This is a genomic window from Rhodanobacter sp. OK091, from assembly GCF_900142825.1.
In the GTDB taxonomy this organism is placed as follows: Bacteria; Pseudomonadota; Gammaproteobacteria; order Xanthomonadales; family Rhodanobacteraceae; genus Rhodanobacter.
Genome location: NZ_FRCH01000006.1, coordinates 73,877 through 93,036 on the forward strand (window position 1 = coordinate 73,877; position 19,160 = coordinate 93,036).

Sequence of the window (19,160 nt, forward strand, 5' to 3'; positions counted from 1 at the left end):
TCGTTTCGGGAGGCAGCGATTCAGAAGCGGTATCCGCGACGGTGCCTAGGCAGCTTTTTCCGTTGTGGTGCCGCTGCCGGCGCCTTGGCGTTGCCTTCGATCTCGGCCCAGTCCACGTGCGGCAGGTTCAGCAGATCGTCGAACACCATCGGCATCAAGCCGCTGGGAATCGGGCCGGTAGAGTTCCACAAGGTGACCACGCCGGCGTGGTACTTCGGGAAGAAGCCGATCATGGTGCGATAGCCGGCCACGGCTCCCGCGTGAAAGATCAGGGTTTCGCCGCCGTACTCGTACACCCGCCAACCCAGCGCATAGTGCGCGTTGGTCAATCGTGCCCGGCGCCATGGCGTGGCATTCAGTTCGCTGGGCGTGACCACGCCCGGCGCATGCAGCACTTCCAGCAACGAGCTGGGCAGCACATCCTGGCGATCGCCCATCTGCGCGATCAGCCATTTTTCCATGTCACGCAAACTGGCGTTGACGCCCGCCGCCGGTGCGACCCGATAGTAGGTTTCGCTCGGTTCGAACGGTATCCAGCCGTGGCTGCTCGCGCGGTGCGGGCGAGCCCAGCTCTTGTTGGATTCCAGTGCCTCGCGGCCGTAGCTGGCGGTGGTCATGCCGAGCGGGTAGAAGATGCGCTTGTCGACCTGGCGGTAAAAGAAGTCGCCGGTGCGTGCGAGCACCACATCGCCGATCATGCCGAACGCGACGTTCTGGTAGCCGTAACACTGGCCGACACCGCAGACCAGGTTGACTTCGTCCAGCTTGCGCACCAGCTCCTCGTAGGACATGTCGCCTTCGAGCATGTTGTCATAGGTGTTGCGCGGCAGACCCAGCCGTTGTCCCAGGATGTCGGCCACGGTGGCCTGTGAGGCTGCCTGCATGTCCTTGAGCTTGAAGTACGGCAGCACATCGACCAGCTTGGTATCCCAGCTCAACTTGCCATCGTCCACCAGCAGGCCGGTGATGGCAGTGGCAAATGCCTTCGACAGCGAGGCAAGCCGGAACACGGTCTCCGGCGTCACCGGTTGTTTGGTAACGGCATCGGTGTAGCCGACCGTGCCTTCGAAGACCACCTTGTCGTCGATCACCAGCGCCGTGACCAGGCCGGCGACGGCATGTCGCTCGGCTATGCGGTTCAGCCAGCGCTGGTAGTCGTCGATGGTCTGCTTGATGCGTGCCGGCGGCAGACTTTCGGCGGTGCCGTGAACACTGACCGTCGGCAACGTTGTCGCGGTAGTAGCGGCGCGGACCGGCGCGCAAGCCGCTCCGAACACGCCCGCGATCAACAGGAAGATCTTCTGAAACTGCATGATATTCTGGTGTTGTTCCGGCGTGGGGAAGCGCCTCAGGGTGGAGAGTCGACCGATGGGCCTGATCATTGTTCTGATTGTTGTCGTTCTGATTGTCTTGTACTTCGTGGCGATCTACAACGGACTGGTGACCTCTCGCAACAGCTACAAGAATGCCTTTGCGCAGATCGATGTGCAGCTGACCCGCCGGCATGACCTGATTCCGAATCTGGTGGAAACGGCCAAGGGTTATCTCGCGCATGAACGCGGCACCCTCGAGGCCGTGGTTCAGGCCCGCAACGCGGCGGTCAGCGGGCTGGCCGGCGCCAAGGCCAACCCCGGTGATCCGGCCGCAATGCAGCAGCTGGCCAGCAGCGAGAACGCTTTGACCCAGACGCTGGGTCATTTGTTCGCGCTGCAGGAAGCGTATCCCGACCTGAAGGCGAACCAAACCATGATGCAGCTCTCCGAAGAGCTGACTTCGACCGAGAACCGGGTCGCGTTCGCACGGCAGGCCTATAACGATTCGGTGCTGACCTACAACAACAAGCGCGAAGTCTTTCCGTCGTCGTTCGTGGCCAACAGCTTCGCCTTCGTCGCGGCCGAGCCGCTGAAGATCGAGGACCCGGCTGTGCGTGACGCGCCGAAGGTTTCCTTTACCTGATCGCCGCTGCATCGCGACTGTCGTCGCGATGCACACGTTCAGCCGCCGGAGCCTCCATGGATTTTTTTGCGCAACAGGCGCGCGTACGCAGCAGCAGCCGACGACTGGTTGCGCTGTTTGTGTTGGCGGTGATCGCGATCGTGGCGGCGATCGACGCGGTGGTGTGGTTCGCCATGGGCCACCACCCGATGGAGGGCGAGCCGGCGCGATCGAATCTGTCGCTGCTGTTGGCCAGCAGCGCCGCGGTGCTGGCCGGGATCGGCCTCAGTTCGTTGTTCCGCATCATGAGCCTGTCCGGTGGCGGCAAGACGGTGGCCGAGAGTGTCGGCGCGGTGCCGGTGCCACCGGATACGCGCGACCCGCAGCTGCGCCAATTGCGCAATGTGATCGAGGAAGTGGCGATCGCGGCAGGCGTGCCGGTGCCGGACATCTATCTGATGGAAGAGGAGCCCGGTATCAATGCGTTCGCCGCCGGCTACTCGGCATCCGACGCGGCGGTGTGCGTGACCCGTGGTTGCCTCGACAACCTGAGTCGCGACGAGTTGCAAGGTGTGATCGCGCACGAGTTCAGTCATGTGCTGAACGGCGATATGCGGCTCAACATCCGCCTGATGGGTCTGCTGTTCGGCATCCTGGTGCTGACGATCGTCGGGCGCAAGGTGATCTGGTTCGGCGGCGGCCGCAGCAGCCGGCGCGACGGTGGCGGTGGCCAGGTGTGGATGATCGGACTGGCGCTGATCGTGGTCGGCTATATCGGGTACTTCTTCGCGCGGCTGATCCAGGCCGCGGTGGCCCGTTCGCGCGAATCGCTGGCCGACGCGTCGGCGGTGCAATTCACCCGCCAGACCGATGGCATCGCCGGCGCACTGAAGAAGATCGCAATCCTCAGCGAAGGCTCCGAACTGCAGGTGGCGAACAAGCAGGAAGTGGCGCACATGTTGTTTGGCGAGGCCGGCGCGTTCAACGCGTTGTTCGCCACCCATCCACCGCTGCTGCAACGCATCCGTGCCCTGGAGCCCGGTTTTCGCGAAGAGGATCTGGCCCGATTGGCGGCGTCGATGCAGCAGACTGCTCAGGCGCAATCGACGGCAGCTTTCGCCGATAAATCAGCGAACCCGCCGCCGGCGCCCACCGTGGCCACGCCGCCGCCATTGCCGGCCGTGCTGGGCGCCGTGGTGTTGGCGCAAGGTGTCGGCAGCACTACGGGTTCGACGCGCTTCCAGCGCGCCGCAGCCGTGCAGCAGGCCATGCCGGCCACGTTGACGGCAGCCGTGCAGCAACCGGAGTCGGCACTGACCGTTGTGCTGGCCTTGGCCACATCGTCGGAGAAAGAACTGCAGGAGGCGCAGCGCAGGATCATCGCCGATGCCTTTGGCGATGATCTGGAGCAGGCCGTGCAGGCGACGGCGCTCGAAGTGGCGACGCTGTCGCCGGAGTCCCGGTTGCCGCTGGCGGCGCTGGCGTTCCCCGCGCTGAAACAGCTGTCGGAAGGACGCCAGCAGACCTTGCTGGCTTCGCTCGATGCGCTGGTGCGGGCGGATGGCCGGGTCGATCTCGACGAGTACTGCCTGGTCCGGTTGCTGCGCCTGCAATTGATCGAGGCGCAACAGCCGCGGCGCTCACCGGTGGACGGGCTGAAAAAACTGCCGGCGTGCCGTGGCAGCGTGATGCTGGTTTGCGCAGTCGTTGCCGTGAACGGGAATGCCGACGAAGCCGCCGCGCGTCGCGCCTGGTTGCTGGCGATGCAGCAGGCTTTCCCCGGCGAAGCGCTGGATTGGTCGGCACCGCCGGCGGCGTGGCAGACGCCGTTCGAGCGCGCGCTGGATGATCTCGACGGATTGGTGCCGCCGGCCAAGGAGCTGGTGATCCAGAGCCTGGCCAGCGCGATCCATGCCGATGGCGTCGTCAGCGTGGAGGAGGCCGAGTTGCTGCGGGTGATCTGCGCCAGCCTGCATTGCCCGCTGCCGGTGTAGCAGCACGCCGCTAGGCAGTAGGTTTGCGCTTCACGCGATGATGTCTAGATCTCGCCGCGGATCAGCGCACTGGCCCGCTCGGCCAGCATGATCGTCGGCGCGTTGGTATTCCCGGTGGGCAGGCTGGGCATCACCGAGGCATCGACGACGCGCAGACCTTCCACGCCACGTACGCGAAGCTCGCTGTCGACCACGGCACGGTCGTCGTTGCCCATACGGCAGGTGCCGACCGGGTGGTAGATGGTTTCCGCCTTGCGCCGGATGAAATCGGTGTACTCGGCATCGGTGCTGATTCGCCGCTCGGGGAATACCGGTTCGCCGCGATACGCATCGAACGCGCTCTGGTCGAACAGGTCGCGCGACAGCCGCGCCGCCTCGATCATCCGCTTCAGATCGTGGCCTTCCGGATCGCCAAGATAATTGGCGTGGATCGCGATCGGCTGTGCCGGATCGGCCGAGTGCAGGCGCAGACGGCCGCGGCTGCGCGGATGCAGATAGCAAGCGTGCAAGGTGTAGCCGTAGCCGGGCAGGCGATGGCGGCCGTGATCGTCGAGCAGGGCGGGCACAAAGTGGAACTGCAGGTCGCAGCGCTCATCGTCGGCAAGCCGGCTGCGCACGAAACCGCCGGCCTCGGCCACATTGGAACTGCCCGGTCCGTCGCGGTGGCGCCACCAGCGCAGGCCGGTGGTCAGCTCATTGAGATGGTCGTAGGTGATCTTCTGCTTGCTGCCGTCCAGCGTGCAGATATCCAGATGATCTTGCAGGTTGCCGCCGATGTCGGGCAGGTCGGCGAGCACCTCGATGCCGTGTTCGCGCAGATGATCGGCCGGGCCCAATCCGGACAGCATCAGCAGTTGCGGCGTGTTGATCGCGCCGGCGGCGAGGATCACCTCGCCTGCTTCGATCCGTTCGCAAGCGTGCCGGCCGCGGCGCAGCTGCACGCCCACCGCGCGGCCATGCTCGAGCAGCACGCGTTCGACCAGTGCATGCGTGCGCACGTGCAGGTTTGCGCGCTGGCGTACCGGCTTCAGGAAGGCTGTTGCAGTGGAGCAACGCGCACCGTCACGCTGCGTCACCTGGTACAACCCGAAGCCGGCTTGTTGCTCGCCGTTGAAATCGTCGTTGCGCGGGTAGCGGGCGCTTGCAGCCGCATCGATCAAAGTCGCCGACAGCACGTTGTGGTGGCGCAGATCGGCCACGCCGAGTGGGCCACCGACGCCATGCCACGCGCTGGCGCCGCGCGTATTGTCCTCGCTGCGCAGGAACCACGGCAGCACCTGTTGCCATGACCAGCGCGGATCGCCGCACGCCCGCGCCCAGCCGTCGTAGTCGGCCGCCACGCCGCGGATGTAGCACATCGCATTGATCGAACTGGAGCCGCCCAGCGTCTTGCCGCGCGGCCACCAGAGGCGACGCTGGTTGAGTGCGGGCTCCGGTTCGGTGCGGTAATTCCAGTTGAGCCGACGGTTGTTGGCCAGCCGGGCGATGCCGGCAGGCATGTGGATCAGCGGATTCCAGTCCGACGCGCCCGCTTCCAGCAACAACACGCGTTTGCCTGGGGCGGCGCTGAGCCGGTTGGCCAGCACGCAACCGGCCGAACCGGCGCCGACGATGACGTAATCGTAGTCGTAGTTGTTCAAGGGCTCTATCGCTCCTCACTGGAGGGACGTGGACGGGATAGACGAGGGCTGGATGGACATGGGTGCATGCTAGTCTTGCCGCGCCCCACGCTGGATGTGCCTGTGAGTTTGCCCCGCCAAACCGTTGTGGAACAAGCTGCCGCGCCGACGCTGTCCGCGCTGGCGTTTTTCTTCGTAATGACTTCGTACTACATCATCCGGCCGGTCAGGGATCAGTTGAGCGGCGCGGTGGGTTCGCAGTCGCTGCCGCTGTTCTACGGCGCGGTGTTCGTGGTGATGCTGCTGCTGACGCCGGTGTTCGGCATGCTGGCGGCGCGCTTCCGGCGCAGGGAATTGCTTGGCTGGAGCTACAGCTTCTTCATTCTGTGTCTGCTCGCGTTCGTACCCGCCTTCATGGCGCAGGATCGCATCGGGGCGCGCGAGCTGGGCGTGGTGTTTTTCGTCTGGGTCAGCGTGTTCAACCTGTTCGTGGTGTCGCTGTTCTGGAGTTTCATGGCCGACATCTTCTCCAGCGGCCAGGCTAGGCGGGTGTTTTCGCTGATCGCACTCGGCGGCATGGCTGGCGCGATCTTCGGCCCGCTGGTGACCAAGCTTCTGGTGCAGTTGATCGGCGTAGCGCCGCTGTTGCTGGTCTCGGCGCTGGCATTGAGCTTCTCGATGATGCTGTTGCTGCAGCTTTCGGCGCAGCACGATCGACAAGCGGGTAGCCGTGCTGATGAGGCGATTGGCGGCTCGCTGTGGGCCGGCATCAGGGAGCTGTGGTCGCGTCCGTTCCTGCGTTACATGGCTTTGCTGATGTTGTTCGGCGACGGCATCGGCACGCTGGCCTACGCGCTGGTGGCCGACTACGCCAAGGCGCATTTCACCAGCACGGTCGCGCGTACGTCGTTCTACAACGATCTCGATCTGGCCACCAACCTGCTCGGCGCAGCGTTGCAGCTGAGCGTGACGCCGTGGTTGCTGGTGCGTCGCGGCGCCGGCTGGGGGCTGGTCTTGCCAGCGGTGGTGAATGTGGCTTTGTTGGCGGGGGTAGCGCTGATCGGTGTCGGCAGCTTTTGGTTCTTCAGCTACAACGTGTCGCTGCTGGCGGTGATGCTGGTGATCACACGCGGCTTCGCCTATGGCATGACCAAGCCGGCGGTGGACGCGCTGTACACGCGGGTGCCGCGTGAGACGCGCTACAAGGGCAAGAATTTCGTCGAGACCGCGGTATGGCGCTTTGGCGACGTGGTGGTAACCAGCGCCGTGAGCGGTTTGCGCATGCTGGGTTGGGGCGTCGGCGGACTGGCCTTGCTGGGTGCCGGCGTCGCCACCCTGGCGGCGATGGTGGCCCGCCGGGCCGGCTGGTCGCCCGACCTGGCGCCGGACGAGCATGCTCAGAACAGCGGCGCCGATGCACCGTCGATCTGAAGAAACCCGTGCGGCGCTCAGCTGGCGCCAGCCTTGGCTGGTGCCGCCTTAGCTGGTGATGTACCGCTGCAGATGCTCGATTTCTTCGGCCTGTTCGTCGATCACCGCCTTGACCAGGTCGCCGATCGAGATCACGCCGACGACCCGCTTGCCTTCCACCACCGGCAGATGCCGAATGCGGCTGTCGGTGCACAGGCGCATGCAGTCGAATACGTCGGTATCCGGACCGACGGTCAGCGGCTCGCTGCTCATGATGTCGGACACGGCCGTTTGCGACGAAGAGCGGCCCTGCAGGATCACCTTGCGCGCGTAGTCGCGTTCGGACATCACGCCGACCAGCTGGTCGCCGCGCATCACCAGCAACGCGCCTACGCGGTGTTCGGCCATGTGCTTGATCGCGTCGAGCACCGGCGCATCCGGTGTGATGCTGAAGACCGTACTGCCCTTGCGTTCCAGCAGATGCTTGACCTGAATCATGCCTGGCCTCCCACCGACCCGGATAGGTCGTTTGTCGCGAGTCTAACTCCGGTGCCGGCCTCACGTGTAGCGAAGTTGTGAAGCCCTGCGGATCGGCGCGGCAGGGGGCGTTGCGCGCTGAAAAAGGGCGGCTGCAGATGCCTGCGACCCGACTCAATGCCCCGGTCGCGGCGCCGCGCGACCTTCGATGTAGGCGGGGCCGCCGAGGTGGTTCATCTGTTGCTGGATCCAGTTGGCGCGACCTTGCACGTACACGCTGGGCCGATCCGCGTGCAGGCGGATCGGGTTCGGCAGCACGGCGGCCAGGCGTGCTGCCTGCGCTGGCCCGAGCTGCGCCGGCGAGGCATGGAAATACGCCTCGCTCGCCGCGCCGACGCCATAGATGCCGTTGCCCAGCTCGGCAATGTTCACGTACACCTCGAGGATGCGCTGTTTCGGCCAGGTCAGCTCGATCAGTACGGTGAAATAGGCTTCCAGTCCCTTGCGTACGAAGCTGCGGCCGTTCCACAGGAACAGGTTCTTGGCCGTCTGCTGGCTGATCGTGCTGGCGCCGCGCAGGCGCCTGCCGTCGTCGGCCGCATCCATCGCATCCTGGATGGAATCGAAATCGAAACCATGATGGTAGGGAAATTTCTGGTCCTCGCCGGCCACCATCGCCAGCGGTACCCAGGGTGACACCTGTTTCCACGGTACCCAGTGCTGACGCAGCTGGAAATCCTTCTCGCCATGGATCCACGCGCCGAGCTGGCGTTCCATCATCATCGCCGACGTCCATGGCGGCACGAAGCGCAGCAGTAGCACGACAAGCCAGGTCAGCGCCAGCCACGCCAGCACGAGAATCGCCAGTGAGCGCAGCAGACGGATCAGCAGAGGGCGGCGAAACTCAGAGCGCATGGCGGTACGTGCAGGAAGATGTAGCAGTATAAGGGGCGTTGTCCCGCCGCCGCCGCGCCCCCATCTGAGGCGCTTGACCTCATCCGGAACGCTTATTGTGGAAACCTTGCCTGTCGACGATGTACTGCATCGCTTTCTGCTGGAGCGTGCCGGCGTGCGCGGCACGCTGGTACGGCTCGGGCCGGCCTGGCGCGAAGTGGCCGGCCGCGCCGACTATCCGCCGGCGCTGCATGCGCTGCTGGGCGAGTCGTTGGCCGCCAGTGCATTGCTGACCGGCAACATCAAGCTGGATGGCGCATTGTCGATTGAACTGAAGAGTTCCGGCGCGTTGCGTCTGTTGTTTGCCGAATGCAACGACCAGGGCCGCCTGCGCGGGCTGGCACGCTGGAATGAGCCGTTGCCCGATCCGCTGGCGCTGGACGCGCTGCCCGACGCGATCATGGCGATCACCATCGGCAATGTGGACCGCGACCAGCGCTATCAGGGATTGATCGACCTGCAGCATGCTGGGCTCGCTGGCTCGCTGGAAAACTACTTCGTCAAGTCCGAGCAATTGCCGGCGCGGATCCTGCTGGCCGCCGACGATGGGTACGCCGTGGGCCTGATGCTGCAGAAGATGCCGGACGAGGGCGGGCGCGACGCCGCGCTCGATGACGATGCGTGGAACCGCATCGTGCACCTGACCGCCACGCTGGGCGCCGACGAGTTGCTGAATACCGCGCCGGAGCAGTTGCTGTACCGGCTCTACCACGAAGAGTCCGCGCGCCTGTTCGAGCCGCACGCGCTGGCATTCGGCTGCAACTGCAGCCGCGAGCGTGTGACGGCGATGCTGCGTTCGCTCGGCCGCGATGAAGTCGAGGCGGCTTTGGTGGCGCGAGGCGACCAGATCGAGGTGATCTGCGAGTTCTGCGCGCAGCGTTATCACTACGACCGGATCGACGCCGAGCATCTGCTCAGCGTCAGTGCGGCGCCCGCAGCGCCGGAAACACCTCAGTGAAGAATCCTGCGCAACAAGCCCCGGCGCAATGAATCGTGGTGCAACGGAACGGCGGGTCCGCCGCGGATCAGGCCAGCAACAGCGGGTTGTCCGCGTTCTGCCAAGTGGAAGCAGGCTGCGGCGTGGCGAACAGGAAGCCCTGGCCATAGCGGCAGCCGACCCGCAACAGGGCTTGCCGCTGGGACTCGTCCTCGATGCCTTCGGCGATCACCTTCATCTGCAGCGAATCGGCCAGCACCTGGATCGCGCGCACTAGCGCCAGGCCCTGGGTTTCCGTGTCGTCGGGAGGCAGTTCGGTAATGAAGGACCGATCGATCTTCAACGTCTCGAACGGGTATTGGTGCAGGTAGCTCAGCGAGGAGTAGCCGGTGCCGAAATCGTCGAGCGCGATGCCAACGCCGTGGCTGCGCAGGTTCTGCAGCATCTGCTTGACCTGGGTCGGGTTCTCCAGCAGCGCGTGCTCGGTGACCTCGATGCGGATGCAGCGCGTCGGCACGGCGTATTGCTCGAACAGGGCGAGCAGTCGTTGATCGAGGTCGGCGGAGCGGAAATGCCGGCCCGAGACGTTGATGCTGATGAAACCCTCATTGCCGATCAACCGCACGGCCTGGGTGCAGACCTGCTCGAAGATCTGCCAGTCGATCGCCTCGGCGCAGCCGCATTCTTCGGCGATCAGCAGGAAATCATGTGGCGGCAGCAGGCCGCGTTCGGGATGATGCCAGCGCAGCAGCGCCTCGTAGCCGGTAACGCGGCCATCGGCGAGTTCGACGATCGGCTGGTAGAACGGTTCGAACTCGTTGCGGCTGAGCGCATGGCGCAGGTCGCTCTCCATGTCCAGCAGCGACAATGCTTCGCGGCGCAGGCGGTCGTCGAACATCGCCGCGCGATGGCGGCCACCATCTTTCGCGTTGTACATCGCTGCATCGGCGTCGCGCAGCAGCTCTTCCGGCTGACGATAATGCGGGCTGGCCAACGCGATGCCGATCGAGGCGGACGTGAAAATTTCTTTGGTGCCGAGCCGGAACGGAGTCTGCAGTTCGCTGATGATGCGTTCGGCGATCAGCGATGCCTTGCCGGTTTCGACGATGCCTTCCAGCAACACGGCGAATTCGTCACCACCCAGACGGGCGACCACGTCGCGGGTCTTCAGGCAGGCGCGGATGCGACCGCCGACCTGGAACAGCAAATCGTCGCCGACCAGATGACCGACCGAGTCGTTGATCACCTTGAAGCGGTCCAGATCGATGAACAGCACGGCGAACTGCTCGTTGGGATTCGCAACGTAGCGCTGCATCGCCTGTTCCAGCCGCTGCAGCAGCAAGGTGCGGTTGGGTAGGCCGGTCAGCGAGTCGTGCAGCGTTTCGTATTTCAGCCGGCGTTCGACCCGTTCGCGTTCCGCGATCTGTTCGCGCAGGTCGCGGTTGGCCAGCGCCAGCGCCCGGGTGCGCTCGGTGACGCGGCGTTCCAGTCCGGCGTAGGCATGCTTCAGCGAGGACGCCGCCTGCTTGCGCTGCAGTGCGTTGGCGATGTGGTAGCTGACGAAGGTCAGCAGCTCCTGGTCGCGTTCGTTGTAGGTGTGTTCGGGCGAATAGCTTTGCAGTGCCAGCACACCCATGGCCTTGCCGCCCCAGATCAGTGGCACGCCGAGCCAGCATACCGAGCGCGAGCCGAAGTGGCTGATCTCGCCGGTTTCAATGAGGTGGTCGACGGCTTTCATGTCGGCCAGCAGGGGTTTGGCGTGGCGCAGCACATATTCGGTCACGCCGCGACCATGCGCGCGCGGCGGCCGCACGCTGTCGACATCATCCACCGAATAGGGAAAGGTCAGGTAGCCGTTATCTTCGTCGACCAGCGCGATGTAGAAATTGCGCGCGTAAAGCAGGCCGCTGATCACCTGATGCATGGCCGCGTAGAATTTTTCCAGGCTCTCCGAAGTATTCGCCAGCTCGGCGATGCGGAACAACGCCGCCTGCAGGCGTTCGCCGCGTTGCCGTTGCAGCACTTGCTGGCGCAGCACGCGGTTGGCTTCGCGCAGCGCCGCGGTACGGTCGGCCACCCGGCGGCCCAGTTCGATATGCGCCTCGCGCCGCTCCAGTGTGGTCTGCACATGCTGGGCCACGTAGCTCAGCAGCTCCAGATCATGCCGCGAGTAATGGGTGTCGTCGCGGTAGCTCTGCATGACGATGCCGCCGACCACGCGGCCGTCGCGCAACATCGGAACGCCCAGCCAGTGCTCGCAGCTGGGTCCGACCAGTACGAAGCGATCGCCGAATTGTTGCCGCATTTCCTCGATCGACCCCATCAGCGGGCGACCTTCCTGCAACAGGTTCCAGGTCAGGCTGTGCAGCATGTCGTGCAACGGTACGGTCTGGTCCGGCGACGGCGGATCGGCATCGGCGATGTCGACGTAATAGGGGAAGCGGACGGTATCGGTGGCGGCGTCGTACAGCACGATGTAGAAATTTTCCGCATACATCAGGCTGCTGACGATGGCATGCAGCGAGCGCATCATCTCGGGCATGTCGTGCTCGGCGCTGGCCTGTTCGGCGATCGCATACAGCGCGCGTTGCAACCGCTCGGCGAGGGCAAGGCGGGAAATCGCCTCGTACAGCCGACTGGTTTCGGCCAACTGGCGCAGACGGGTCCCGGCCAGCCTGCCCAGCCAATCCAGCCGGTCGCGTACCACGTCGGTCAGCGGCAAGTCGGCCCATTCGAGGGTCATCGTGCGCGGACCCTGGGGATCCTCGGCCAGATCGAGCTGTCCGGCCAGGTAGGCGGGTTGTTCGTCCATGCGGCGCCAGCGCAGCCGGCCCTGGACGCCGAAATTGACCAGCATCACCTCGCAGATATCCATCACGCTGGCGGCATCAGGAGCTTCGAACAGGCGTTCGACTGCACCGTGCAAGGCCGCAAGATCCCGTGCCGCCGAAAGTGGCGGAGATGAACGGATCGTCGGCTTGGCGCTCATTAGGACTGTGGTCGGTTCCGGAACGATCTGGCGGATCGGCGTCAAACGCCTTTATAGCGTGTAAGTTGGCCCGGTCGCCAGCGCTCCGACAGCGGGAACTGCAGGTATCCCGACCGGTCGAAGCTTGACACAAACCCATGCCGTTCTGTGATTGGGTGGGGGTTTTCGGGGTGTTAGTAAAACGTAAAACCGGGTATACTCGCGTCCAGGTCTCCCCATCATCGAAAGAGTCATCGGTACAACGCTCATGCGACGCCTGTCCGCCCTGCTATTGATCTCCCTGCTGCCGCTCACCGCGGCCGGGCAGTCTGCGGGCAATGACAACGCCACAGCGCAGCGTTTGCTGGCGCAGGCGCCGGATCAGATGACCGAAGTCGAGCCTGGTGTGGTGGTGCCGCTGTGGCGTGGCGCCGATGGTCGTCTGTTGGCGCTCAAGGCGGATCAGAGCACCGGTGCCGATGCATTGCGCAAGAACGCCCCGCTGGCACTGCATCCGGTCGATGCCGCCAGCGTGATGACGACTGGCCTGCAATATGGTCTGGGGCCGCGGCTGCAGGCACATGCCGAGGTCAGCGAACACTCGTGGGCGAACCAGAATTTGCGGGTGCTCGGTAGCGAAGTGGGTGCCACCTACGACGCCGGTCGCTACAGCCTCGACTTGAGTGTCGGCACCGTCAGTACATCGAACCACAACGCCGTATTGCCGCGCGTGCTTCCAGGCGCGGCGCCGGGGGTCGACGGCTTGTCGGGTTTCGACAGCAGCTCCCAGCTAAACGCGCGTGGCCGACTCGCGCTGGGCAGCAAGAGCGGCATCGATCTGGGTGCCAGTGTCGGCCGCATTCGCCTGTTGCCCGGCAACCTGCTCGGCGTCAACGCGCTGGATCAGAAAGCGCTGAGTTTCGGTATCGATCATGGCCCGTTGAGCGGTGTCCTGACCGGTCGCACCATGCAGCCGGAAGCCGGTATCCCCGGTAGCCTCAATGCAGATAGGCGCTGGAACAGTATCGATCTCGGCGTGACCTGGCGTTTGCCGTGGCGCGGTGTGTTGAGCGTCGGCGCGCAGAACCTGTGGTCGTCCGGCACTCCGGCCAATACGCCGGTGGGCCCGGAGCCGGATCAGTCGCGTACGCCTTACGTGCAGTACCACCAGGATCTTTGATTCGCCGGGCTGTATCTACACCGGCTGAGTTGAAAACGCCGTCGCAAGTGCGACGGCGTTTTTCGTTTGAGAGTGCGTATCTGCCCGTCATCAGTTCTGCTTGCGAACGCGCAGGTCGCCGCTGAAGGTCTCGACATTGATCTTGCCGCGGCCGTCGCCGAGGCGGACGTCCAGCGAACTGCCGGGGCCATGCTCGGGTTCCTTGGGCGTACCGAAATCGCTGCGCAGGTTGCCGCTGAAACTGCTGGCATGCAGGTTGCCGGAGGTGCCCGCCGGCAGTTGCAACTGTACGTCGCCGCTCATGCTGTCGATGCCGAGGGTGCCGTCGGCGGCCAGCCCGCCGGTCAGTTGCACGTCGCCGGATACCGTACTCAGCGTCAATTTCTGCCACGGTCCGCCAGAGGCCTGGATGCGACCGGAAATGGTCTGCAGCTTGACGTTGCTGCCGAGTGCGGGGGCCAGGATTTCGCCGCTGACTGTCTGCAGGTCGGCCTGTTCGGCATGTCCGGCCAGCTCGATGCCGCCGCTGACGCTTTCGACTTTCAGCGATCGGGCGCGTGCGTTGATGCGTGCCTTGCCGCTGACCGTATTGACCTCGATGTTGCCGCCATCCATGCCGTCGATCACCAGCGGTGCGCTGACCACGCCGATGTCCAGCGAGGCCCCCTTGGGCACATGCAGTTCGAGCGTGGTCGACGCCATGTTGTTGTCGCCTTTCCAGTTGAACCAGCCGGAGCCGCCGCCCTGCGGCTCGACCTTGATCGCCATGTCGGTATTGCTGCCGGTGATGGCCAGCGGCTTGGCCCCATTGCCGAGCTGGCCGCGGACCTGCACTTCGTTGCGATCCCAGGCGATCACATTCACTGTGCCGGCGATATTGCTGATACTGACATGAGCGGTCGGACTGGCGTCATGGCGCAGCTGAATCGGTGTGTCGGCAAGAGCCTGACCGATGCACAGGCACAAAAGCAGCGGAAGATAGCGGGTGATTTTCATGATCGGTCCTGTGGGTATCAGCCGGCCTGATCGGCCAGTTGGCGCAATTGCGTCTGTTGCAGTTCGGTACGGTCGAGCAGGCGCTGCAGCGCCGGCGAATGAGGTGCTTGCCGGATCGCCAGTTGCAGCTCCATGCGGGCGGCATCCAGTTCGATCGCTGCGCCAGCCAACCGTGGGTCGGCAGGTTTCCAGCTTGCCGGGGCTCTGTCGGCGCGGACAATCTGTGTATCCGTGGGCGCCTGCAGCCGATGCCAGCCGATGCCGGCCACCAGCAGCATCGACGCGGCGAGGCTGGCGCCGACCAGCCAACGCCGCCGGTGCCTTGGCGAATGCATCGATGATGTCTGCTGGATCTCGGGTGCGTCCATCCGTTCGACGTCGTCCAGTGCCGCGTCGAGCGAGGCCCATAGATCGCGTCGCGGCGTCAGCGGCTGGCGCAGGTCGCGCAGTTGGCGGCGCCATTCGAATTCGTTCATGAGCTTTCTCCCAATACCTTGCGCAGCAGGCCGCGGGCGCGATGCAGTTGCGCTTTCGATGTGCCGATCGCCATGCCCAATTCGTTGCCGATTTCTTCGTGTCGCCAGCCTTCGATGTCATGCAGCACCAGCACGGCCCGGGCACGTGGCGGCAGCAGGCCGATCGCGCGCTCCAGTTCTTCGCGTTCGGCGGCGCAGAACGGGGTCTCGCCGGTGTCCGGCAGGTGATCGTCGTCCAGCATGCTGACCGGGTCGGCGCCGCGGGCACGGATATCCATCAGCGCCACGTTCACGGCGAGCCGGTACAGCCAGGTGCCGAACGCACTCTCGTGGCGAAAACCGGGCAGTTTCTGCCAGGCGCGGATGAACGCGTCCTGGGTCAGATCCTCGGCGCGGGCGTGGTCGTAGCCGGCGAGCCGGTACACCGCGCCGTGCACGCGGCCCACATGCAACTGATACAGCCGCTGGAATGCGTGGCGGTCACCGGCGGCTGCGGCGCGCACGTCATCGGTGTCGTGGGCTCCCGCTGAGGCAGGCGACATGGAACTTCCAATGGCAGGGCAGGCAGCGATCATCTTGCCAGCTTGGATGCGCCGTCATGCGAAAGGGTTTGAACCGCCGCCGCCGTGTCGGCGCCCATCATGCGCCAGGGCGGGCGTGATAGCCCGCCCTGGCGCATGATGGTTCAATGCGAGGCTGCCTCGCGGCGCGGCTGGGCGTCGGCATCGTCCAGCGCCTTGGCCACACGCTGCTGTTCCCGGTGCAACTGTTCTGGCAGGCGCGGAGTGAAGGTTTGCAGATACTCGCCGATCGCGGCCAGCTCGGTCTGCCAGCCGGCGTTGTCGACATCGAGCAGCTCATCGAGCTGGGCAGGGTGGAGCTTGAGGCCGTCCAGCCTGAGTTCGCCGTCGGCCGGCAGAATGCCGATCGGGGTTTCGGTGCCATCGACGCGCTTCTCGACGCGATCGATCATCCACTCCAGCACGCGCAAGTTGTCGCCGAAGCCCGGCCACAGGAACTTGCCGTCCTTGCCCTTGCGGAACCAGTTGACGTGGAACACCTTCGGCAACCGGGCGCCGGGCTGATCGAGGGACAGCCAGTGTGCGAAGTAGTCGCCGTAGTGGTAGCCGCAGAACGGCTTCATCGCCATCGAGTCGCGGCGCAGCACACCGACCGCGCCGGTAGCGGCAGCGGTGGTTTCCGACCCCATCGCGGCACCCATCAGCACGCCGTGGCTCCAGTCTTGTGCCTCCATCACCAGCGGCAGCAGCGACGGCCGGCGACCGCCGAACACGATGGCGCTGATCGGCACGCCTTGCGCTTCTTCAGCCTTGTCCGACCAGGTCGGGCATTGCTTTGCACTGACCGTGAAGCGCGAGTTCGGATGGGCAGCGGGGCCATTGGCCGCGTCGTACGGGCGGCCCTGCCAGTCGGTGACCGGCGTGCCGTGCAGGCCTTCCCACCACGGCTGATTGTCGGCGGTGAGGGCGACGTTGGTGAAGATGGTGTCGTGCGAGATGCTCCTCAGCGCGTTCGGATTGGTGGCGTCGCTGGTACCCGGTGCCACGCCGAAGAAGCCGGCTTCCGGATTGATCGCGTACAGCCGGCCATCGGCGCCGGGGCGCATCCAGCAGATATCGTCGCCCACCGTCCACACCTTCCAGCCATCCTGGAGGTAGCTTGCCGGCGGAATCAGCATCGACAGATTGGTCTTGCCGCAGGCGGACGGGAACGCGGCGGCGATGTAATGCGTTTCGCCACGCGGGTTTTCTATGCCGACGATCAACATGTGCTCGGCCAGCCAGCCCTCCGCACGAGCCTGGTTGCTGGCGATGCGCAGCGCGTGGCACTTCTTGCCCAGCAACGCATTACCGCCATAACCGGAGCCGTAGGACTTGATCGACAGCTCGGCCGGGAAGTGCATGATCCAGCGGCGCGCAGGGTCGAGTTCGCCCGTCGAATGCAGGCCTTTGACGAACGTGCCCTCGCGCTCGATCCGCGCCTGCGCGGCCGTGCCCATACGGGTCATGATCTTCATGTTGGCGACCACGTAGGGACTGTCGGTGATCTCCACGCCACAGCGCGCCAGCGGCGAATCGATCGGCCCCATGCAGTAGGGGATCACGTACATCGTGCGGCCTTCCATGCAGCCATCGAACAGCGCATCGATCTTCGCGTGTGCTTCGGCCGGGGCCATCCAGTGATTGTTCGGGCCGGCATCCTGCTCGTCAGGGTGGCAGACGAAGGTCAGGTGCTCGACACGGGCCACGTCGGAAGGATGGGAGCGGTGCAGATAGCAGCCCGGGTGAGTCTGCTGGTTCAATTCGATCAAAGTGCCGGTCTGCAGCATCTGCTGTACCAGCGTCTGGTATTCGGCGTCCGAGCCGTCACACCAGTGAATCCGGGCCGGACGCGTCAGCGCCGCCACGTCGTTTACCCAATGCTGTAGCGCTTCCAGGCTGCTAGCCATCGTGCCCTCTAGGTCTTCAGAAAAATTGAACCGGAACGGTAGTTTGCGTGCACTGGTATTGCAAGGTTTCTTGCAACAAAAACGGCGCCAGTTGGCGCCGTGCGGGGATATTTCCGTTGTAGATCAGGCCGGAATAAGTGTCGCGATCATGTGCTCCACGTAGGCGTCGAATTCCTCGTGATTGATACGCGGCAGGCCCAGAGTGAAATTCAGCTGCAGGAATCCGACATAGGCGGCATAGGTCAGCCGCGCTCGATTCAATGCCTGCTGCGCCGGCAAACCGGCTTCGCGATACGCGGTGGTCAGAAATTCCATTCGCCGCTGCGACACGCGCGCCATCACCGGCACCACCTGCGGATGATCCAACGCCTTCAGCAGCGCGGCGTAGACGCGATGCGGCTGCAGTTCGTGCGCAACGCGACGGAACAACTCGGGCAGGCGTTTGCGTGGATCGGTGATCTGCTCGATCTGGCCCAGCACTTCACGTTCGCCGTACTGCTCCCAGCGTTCCAGCGCGGCATTCAGCAAAGCTTCGCGGGTACGGAAATGCCAGTAGAAGCTGCCCTTGGTCACACCCAGCTGGCGGGCCAGCGCCTCCACGGCCAGGGCGCCGACGCCTTGTTCGGCGATCAGGTGCAGGGCGGCGAGTTCCCAATCCTCGGCTGACAGGCGGGTGCGTTCTGGCTTGGTGCTGACATTCATGTGCGTATGGTAGCCATACCCCGTGTATTTGTAATGGGTACGACCCATCCGGCTGATTGGGCTGGCTATTTTCAGGTCGCACGGGGTTCGCCGATGGGGCGGTTGACGGCGCTCGCCGAGGCAATCCATACTCTTCCGTATGGTTTCCGACATCCCATCTCTTCCTACCATCAACCGTTTTCCCGTTGCCGACCTGAGCTTGGCGGTGGAGACGCGCCATCCGGCCGGCCATCCGACGCTGCTGTTCGCGCACGGCTTCGGCCAGACCCGCGGCGCCTGGAGCGGTGCGGCTGCGGCGCTGGCCGATGCGGGTTGCCGCTGCGTGACATTCGACACCCGCGGGCATGGTGAAAGCGATCGCGTGGTCAACGGTGATTACCACATGGACCAGTTCGCCGATGACTTGCTGCGGATGGCCGCAGCGCAGCCGCAGCCGCCGATCCTGGTCGGCGCATCGATGGGCGGCTTGCTCGGTATCGTGCTCGCCGGCGAAGTGCGGCCGACGCCGTTCCGTGCGCTGGTTCTGGTCGATATCACGCCGCGCTGGGAAACCGCCGGGGTGGAACGCATTCTTGCCTTCATGCAGGCCCATCCGGACGGCTTCGCGAACTACACCGAGGCGGCCGAACAGATCGCCGTGTACCTGCCGCAGCGGCGCGAGCGCAAGAGCGAGGAACAACTGCGCCCGCTGCTGCGCGAAGGTGCCGATGGTCGGCTGCGCTGGCACTGGGATCCGGCGTTGCTGGCCGGCGGCGTGGTGCAGGAGAGCGAGCGCTATCAGCCGCGCCTGCAGGCCGCCGCGGCGAAGATCGACGTGCCGGTCCTGCTGCTGTCCGGTGCGCGCAGCGACGTAGTCTCGCGCGCCACCGTCGATGAGTTTCTGCAACTGGTGCCGCATGCCCGGCATGTGGAACTGCCGCACGCCACGCACATGGTGGCGGGCGACGCGAACGATGCGTTCACCCGCGAAGTCGCCCGCTTCGTGCAGAGTCTTGTTCCATCTGTCGACCGGCGGCACGCCGGCGCTGTCCAACCGTGATGA

The 19,160-nt window shown here is 64.8% G+C and carries 16 protein-coding genes; 6 read left to right on the forward strand and 10 right to left on the reverse strand.

Annotated elements, in window-relative coordinates; all coding sequences use genetic code 11:
* Nucleotides 1–20: 20 nt before the first annotated feature.
* Nucleotides 21–1,313, reverse strand: a complete 1,293-nt coding sequence (locus BUA26_RS19010; RefSeq protein WP_072762474.1) for a serine hydrolase domain-containing protein — start codon at nucleotides 1,311–1,313, stop codon at nucleotides 21–23.
* Nucleotides 1,314–1,368: 55 nt separating this feature from the next.
* On the opposite strand from BUA26_RS19010, the gene BUA26_RS19015 reads away from it, so the two are divergent.
* Complete coding sequence (locus BUA26_RS19015; protein ID WP_072762475.1) at nucleotides 1,369–1,956, forward strand: LemA family protein; 588 nt, start codon at nucleotides 1,369–1,371, stop codon at nucleotides 1,954–1,956.
* Nucleotides 1,957–2,012: 56 nt separating this feature from the next.
* Nucleotides 2,013–3,929, forward strand: a complete 1,917-nt coding sequence (locus BUA26_RS19020) for a M48 family metallopeptidase (protein ID WP_072762476.1) — start codon at nucleotides 2,013–2,015, stop codon at nucleotides 3,927–3,929.
* A gap of 44 nt (nucleotides 3,930–3,973) precedes the next feature.
* Here BUA26_RS19020 and BUA26_RS19025 read toward each other — a convergent pair whose 3' ends face one another.
* Nucleotides 3,974–5,569, reverse strand: coding sequence for a GMC family oxidoreductase (locus tag BUA26_RS19025; RefSeq protein WP_072762477.1), 1,596 nt, complete (start codon nucleotides 5,567–5,569; stop codon nucleotides 3,974–3,976).
* A gap of 102 nt (nucleotides 5,570–5,671) precedes the next feature.
* On the opposite strand from BUA26_RS19025, the gene BUA26_RS19030 reads away from it, so the two are divergent.
* Complete coding sequence (locus BUA26_RS19030; protein ID WP_072762538.1) at nucleotides 5,672–6,979, forward strand: NTP/NDP exchange transporter; 1,308 nt, start codon at nucleotides 5,672–5,674, stop codon at nucleotides 6,977–6,979.
* 48 nt (nucleotides 6,980–7,027) lie between these two features.
* On the opposite strand, the gene BUA26_RS19035 is transcribed toward BUA26_RS19030, so the two are convergent.
* Together BUA26_RS19035 and mtgA are read right to left on the reverse strand one after the other, a co-directional pair.
* A complete protein-coding gene (locus BUA26_RS19035; protein WP_072762478.1) occupies nucleotides 7,028–7,456 on the reverse strand; it encodes a CBS domain-containing protein in 429 nt (142 codons plus the stop codon).
* A 153-nt stretch (nucleotides 7,457–7,609) separates the two neighbouring features.
* Nucleotides 7,610–8,350 (reverse strand): monofunctional biosynthetic peptidoglycan transglycosylase, encoded by a 741-nt coding sequence (mtgA, locus tag BUA26_RS19040; RefSeq protein ID WP_072762479.1) that lies wholly within the window; start codon nucleotides 8,348–8,350, stop codon nucleotides 7,610–7,612.
* A gap of 97 nt (nucleotides 8,351–8,447) precedes the next feature.
* Here mtgA and BUA26_RS19045 point away from each other — a divergent pair, with 97 nt between their 5' ends.
* Nucleotides 8,448–9,347, forward strand: a complete 900-nt coding sequence (locus BUA26_RS19045; protein WP_072762480.1) for an Hsp33 family molecular chaperone HslO — start codon at nucleotides 8,448–8,450, stop codon at nucleotides 9,345–9,347.
* 67 nt (nucleotides 9,348–9,414) lie between these two features.
* Here BUA26_RS19045 and BUA26_RS19050 read toward each other — a convergent pair whose 3' ends face one another.
* The gene (locus BUA26_RS19050) at nucleotides 9,415–12,315 is read right to left on the reverse strand and encodes a bifunctional diguanylate cyclase/phosphodiesterase (RefSeq protein ID WP_072762481.1); all 2,901 of its coding nucleotides are present in this window, start codon (nucleotides 12,313–12,315) and stop codon (nucleotides 9,415–9,417) included.
* 247 nt (nucleotides 12,316–12,562) lie between these two features.
* Between BUA26_RS19050 and BUA26_RS19055 the strand changes: the two genes are divergently transcribed.
* A complete protein-coding gene (locus tag BUA26_RS19055) occupies nucleotides 12,563–13,474 on the forward strand; it encodes a hypothetical protein (RefSeq protein ID WP_072762482.1) in 912 nt (303 codons plus the stop codon).
* 90 nt (nucleotides 13,475–13,564) lie between these two features.
* On the opposite strand, the gene BUA26_RS19060 is transcribed toward BUA26_RS19055, so the two are convergent.
* The 5 genes from BUA26_RS19060 to BUA26_RS19080 all read right to left on the reverse strand — a co-directional run bounded on the left by BUA26_RS19060 (nucleotide 13,565) and on the right by BUA26_RS19080 (nucleotide 18,118).
* Nucleotides 13,565–14,470 carry a DUF4097 family beta strand repeat-containing protein gene (locus tag BUA26_RS19060; protein ID WP_072762483.1) on the reverse strand — a complete coding sequence of 302 codons (906 nt, stop codon included), beginning with the start codon at nucleotides 14,468–14,470 and terminating at the stop codon, nucleotides 13,565–13,567.
* A 17-nt stretch (nucleotides 14,471–14,487) separates the two neighbouring features.
* Complete coding sequence (locus BUA26_RS19065; protein ID WP_072762484.1) at nucleotides 14,488–14,946, reverse strand: FecR family protein; 459 nt, start codon at nucleotides 14,944–14,946, stop codon at nucleotides 14,488–14,490.
* Complete coding sequence (locus BUA26_RS19070; RefSeq protein ID WP_072762485.1) at nucleotides 14,943–15,488, reverse strand: RNA polymerase sigma factor; 546 nt, start codon at nucleotides 15,486–15,488, stop codon at nucleotides 14,943–14,945. Before BUA26_RS19070 ends, BUA26_RS19065 begins: the two co-directional genes overlap by 4 nt.
* A gap of 143 nt (nucleotides 15,489–15,631) precedes the next feature.
* Nucleotides 15,632–17,416, reverse strand: a complete 1,785-nt coding sequence (locus tag BUA26_RS19075; RefSeq protein WP_072762486.1) for a phosphoenolpyruvate carboxykinase (GTP) — start codon at nucleotides 17,414–17,416, stop codon at nucleotides 15,632–15,634.
* A 123-nt stretch (nucleotides 17,417–17,539) separates the two neighbouring features.
* Entirely contained in the window at nucleotides 17,540–18,118 is a 579-nt protein-coding gene (locus BUA26_RS19080; protein ID WP_072762487.1) for a TetR/AcrR family transcriptional regulator, read from the reverse strand.
* Between the two features lie 139 nt (nucleotides 18,119–18,257).
* On the opposite strand from BUA26_RS19080, the gene BUA26_RS19085 reads away from it, so the two are divergent.
* The gene (locus BUA26_RS19085; RefSeq protein ID WP_072762488.1) at nucleotides 18,258–19,157 is read left to right on the forward strand and encodes an alpha/beta fold hydrolase; all 900 of its coding nucleotides are present in this window, start codon (nucleotides 18,258–18,260) and stop codon (nucleotides 19,155–19,157) included.
* Nucleotides 19,158–19,160: the final 3 nt, after the last annotated feature.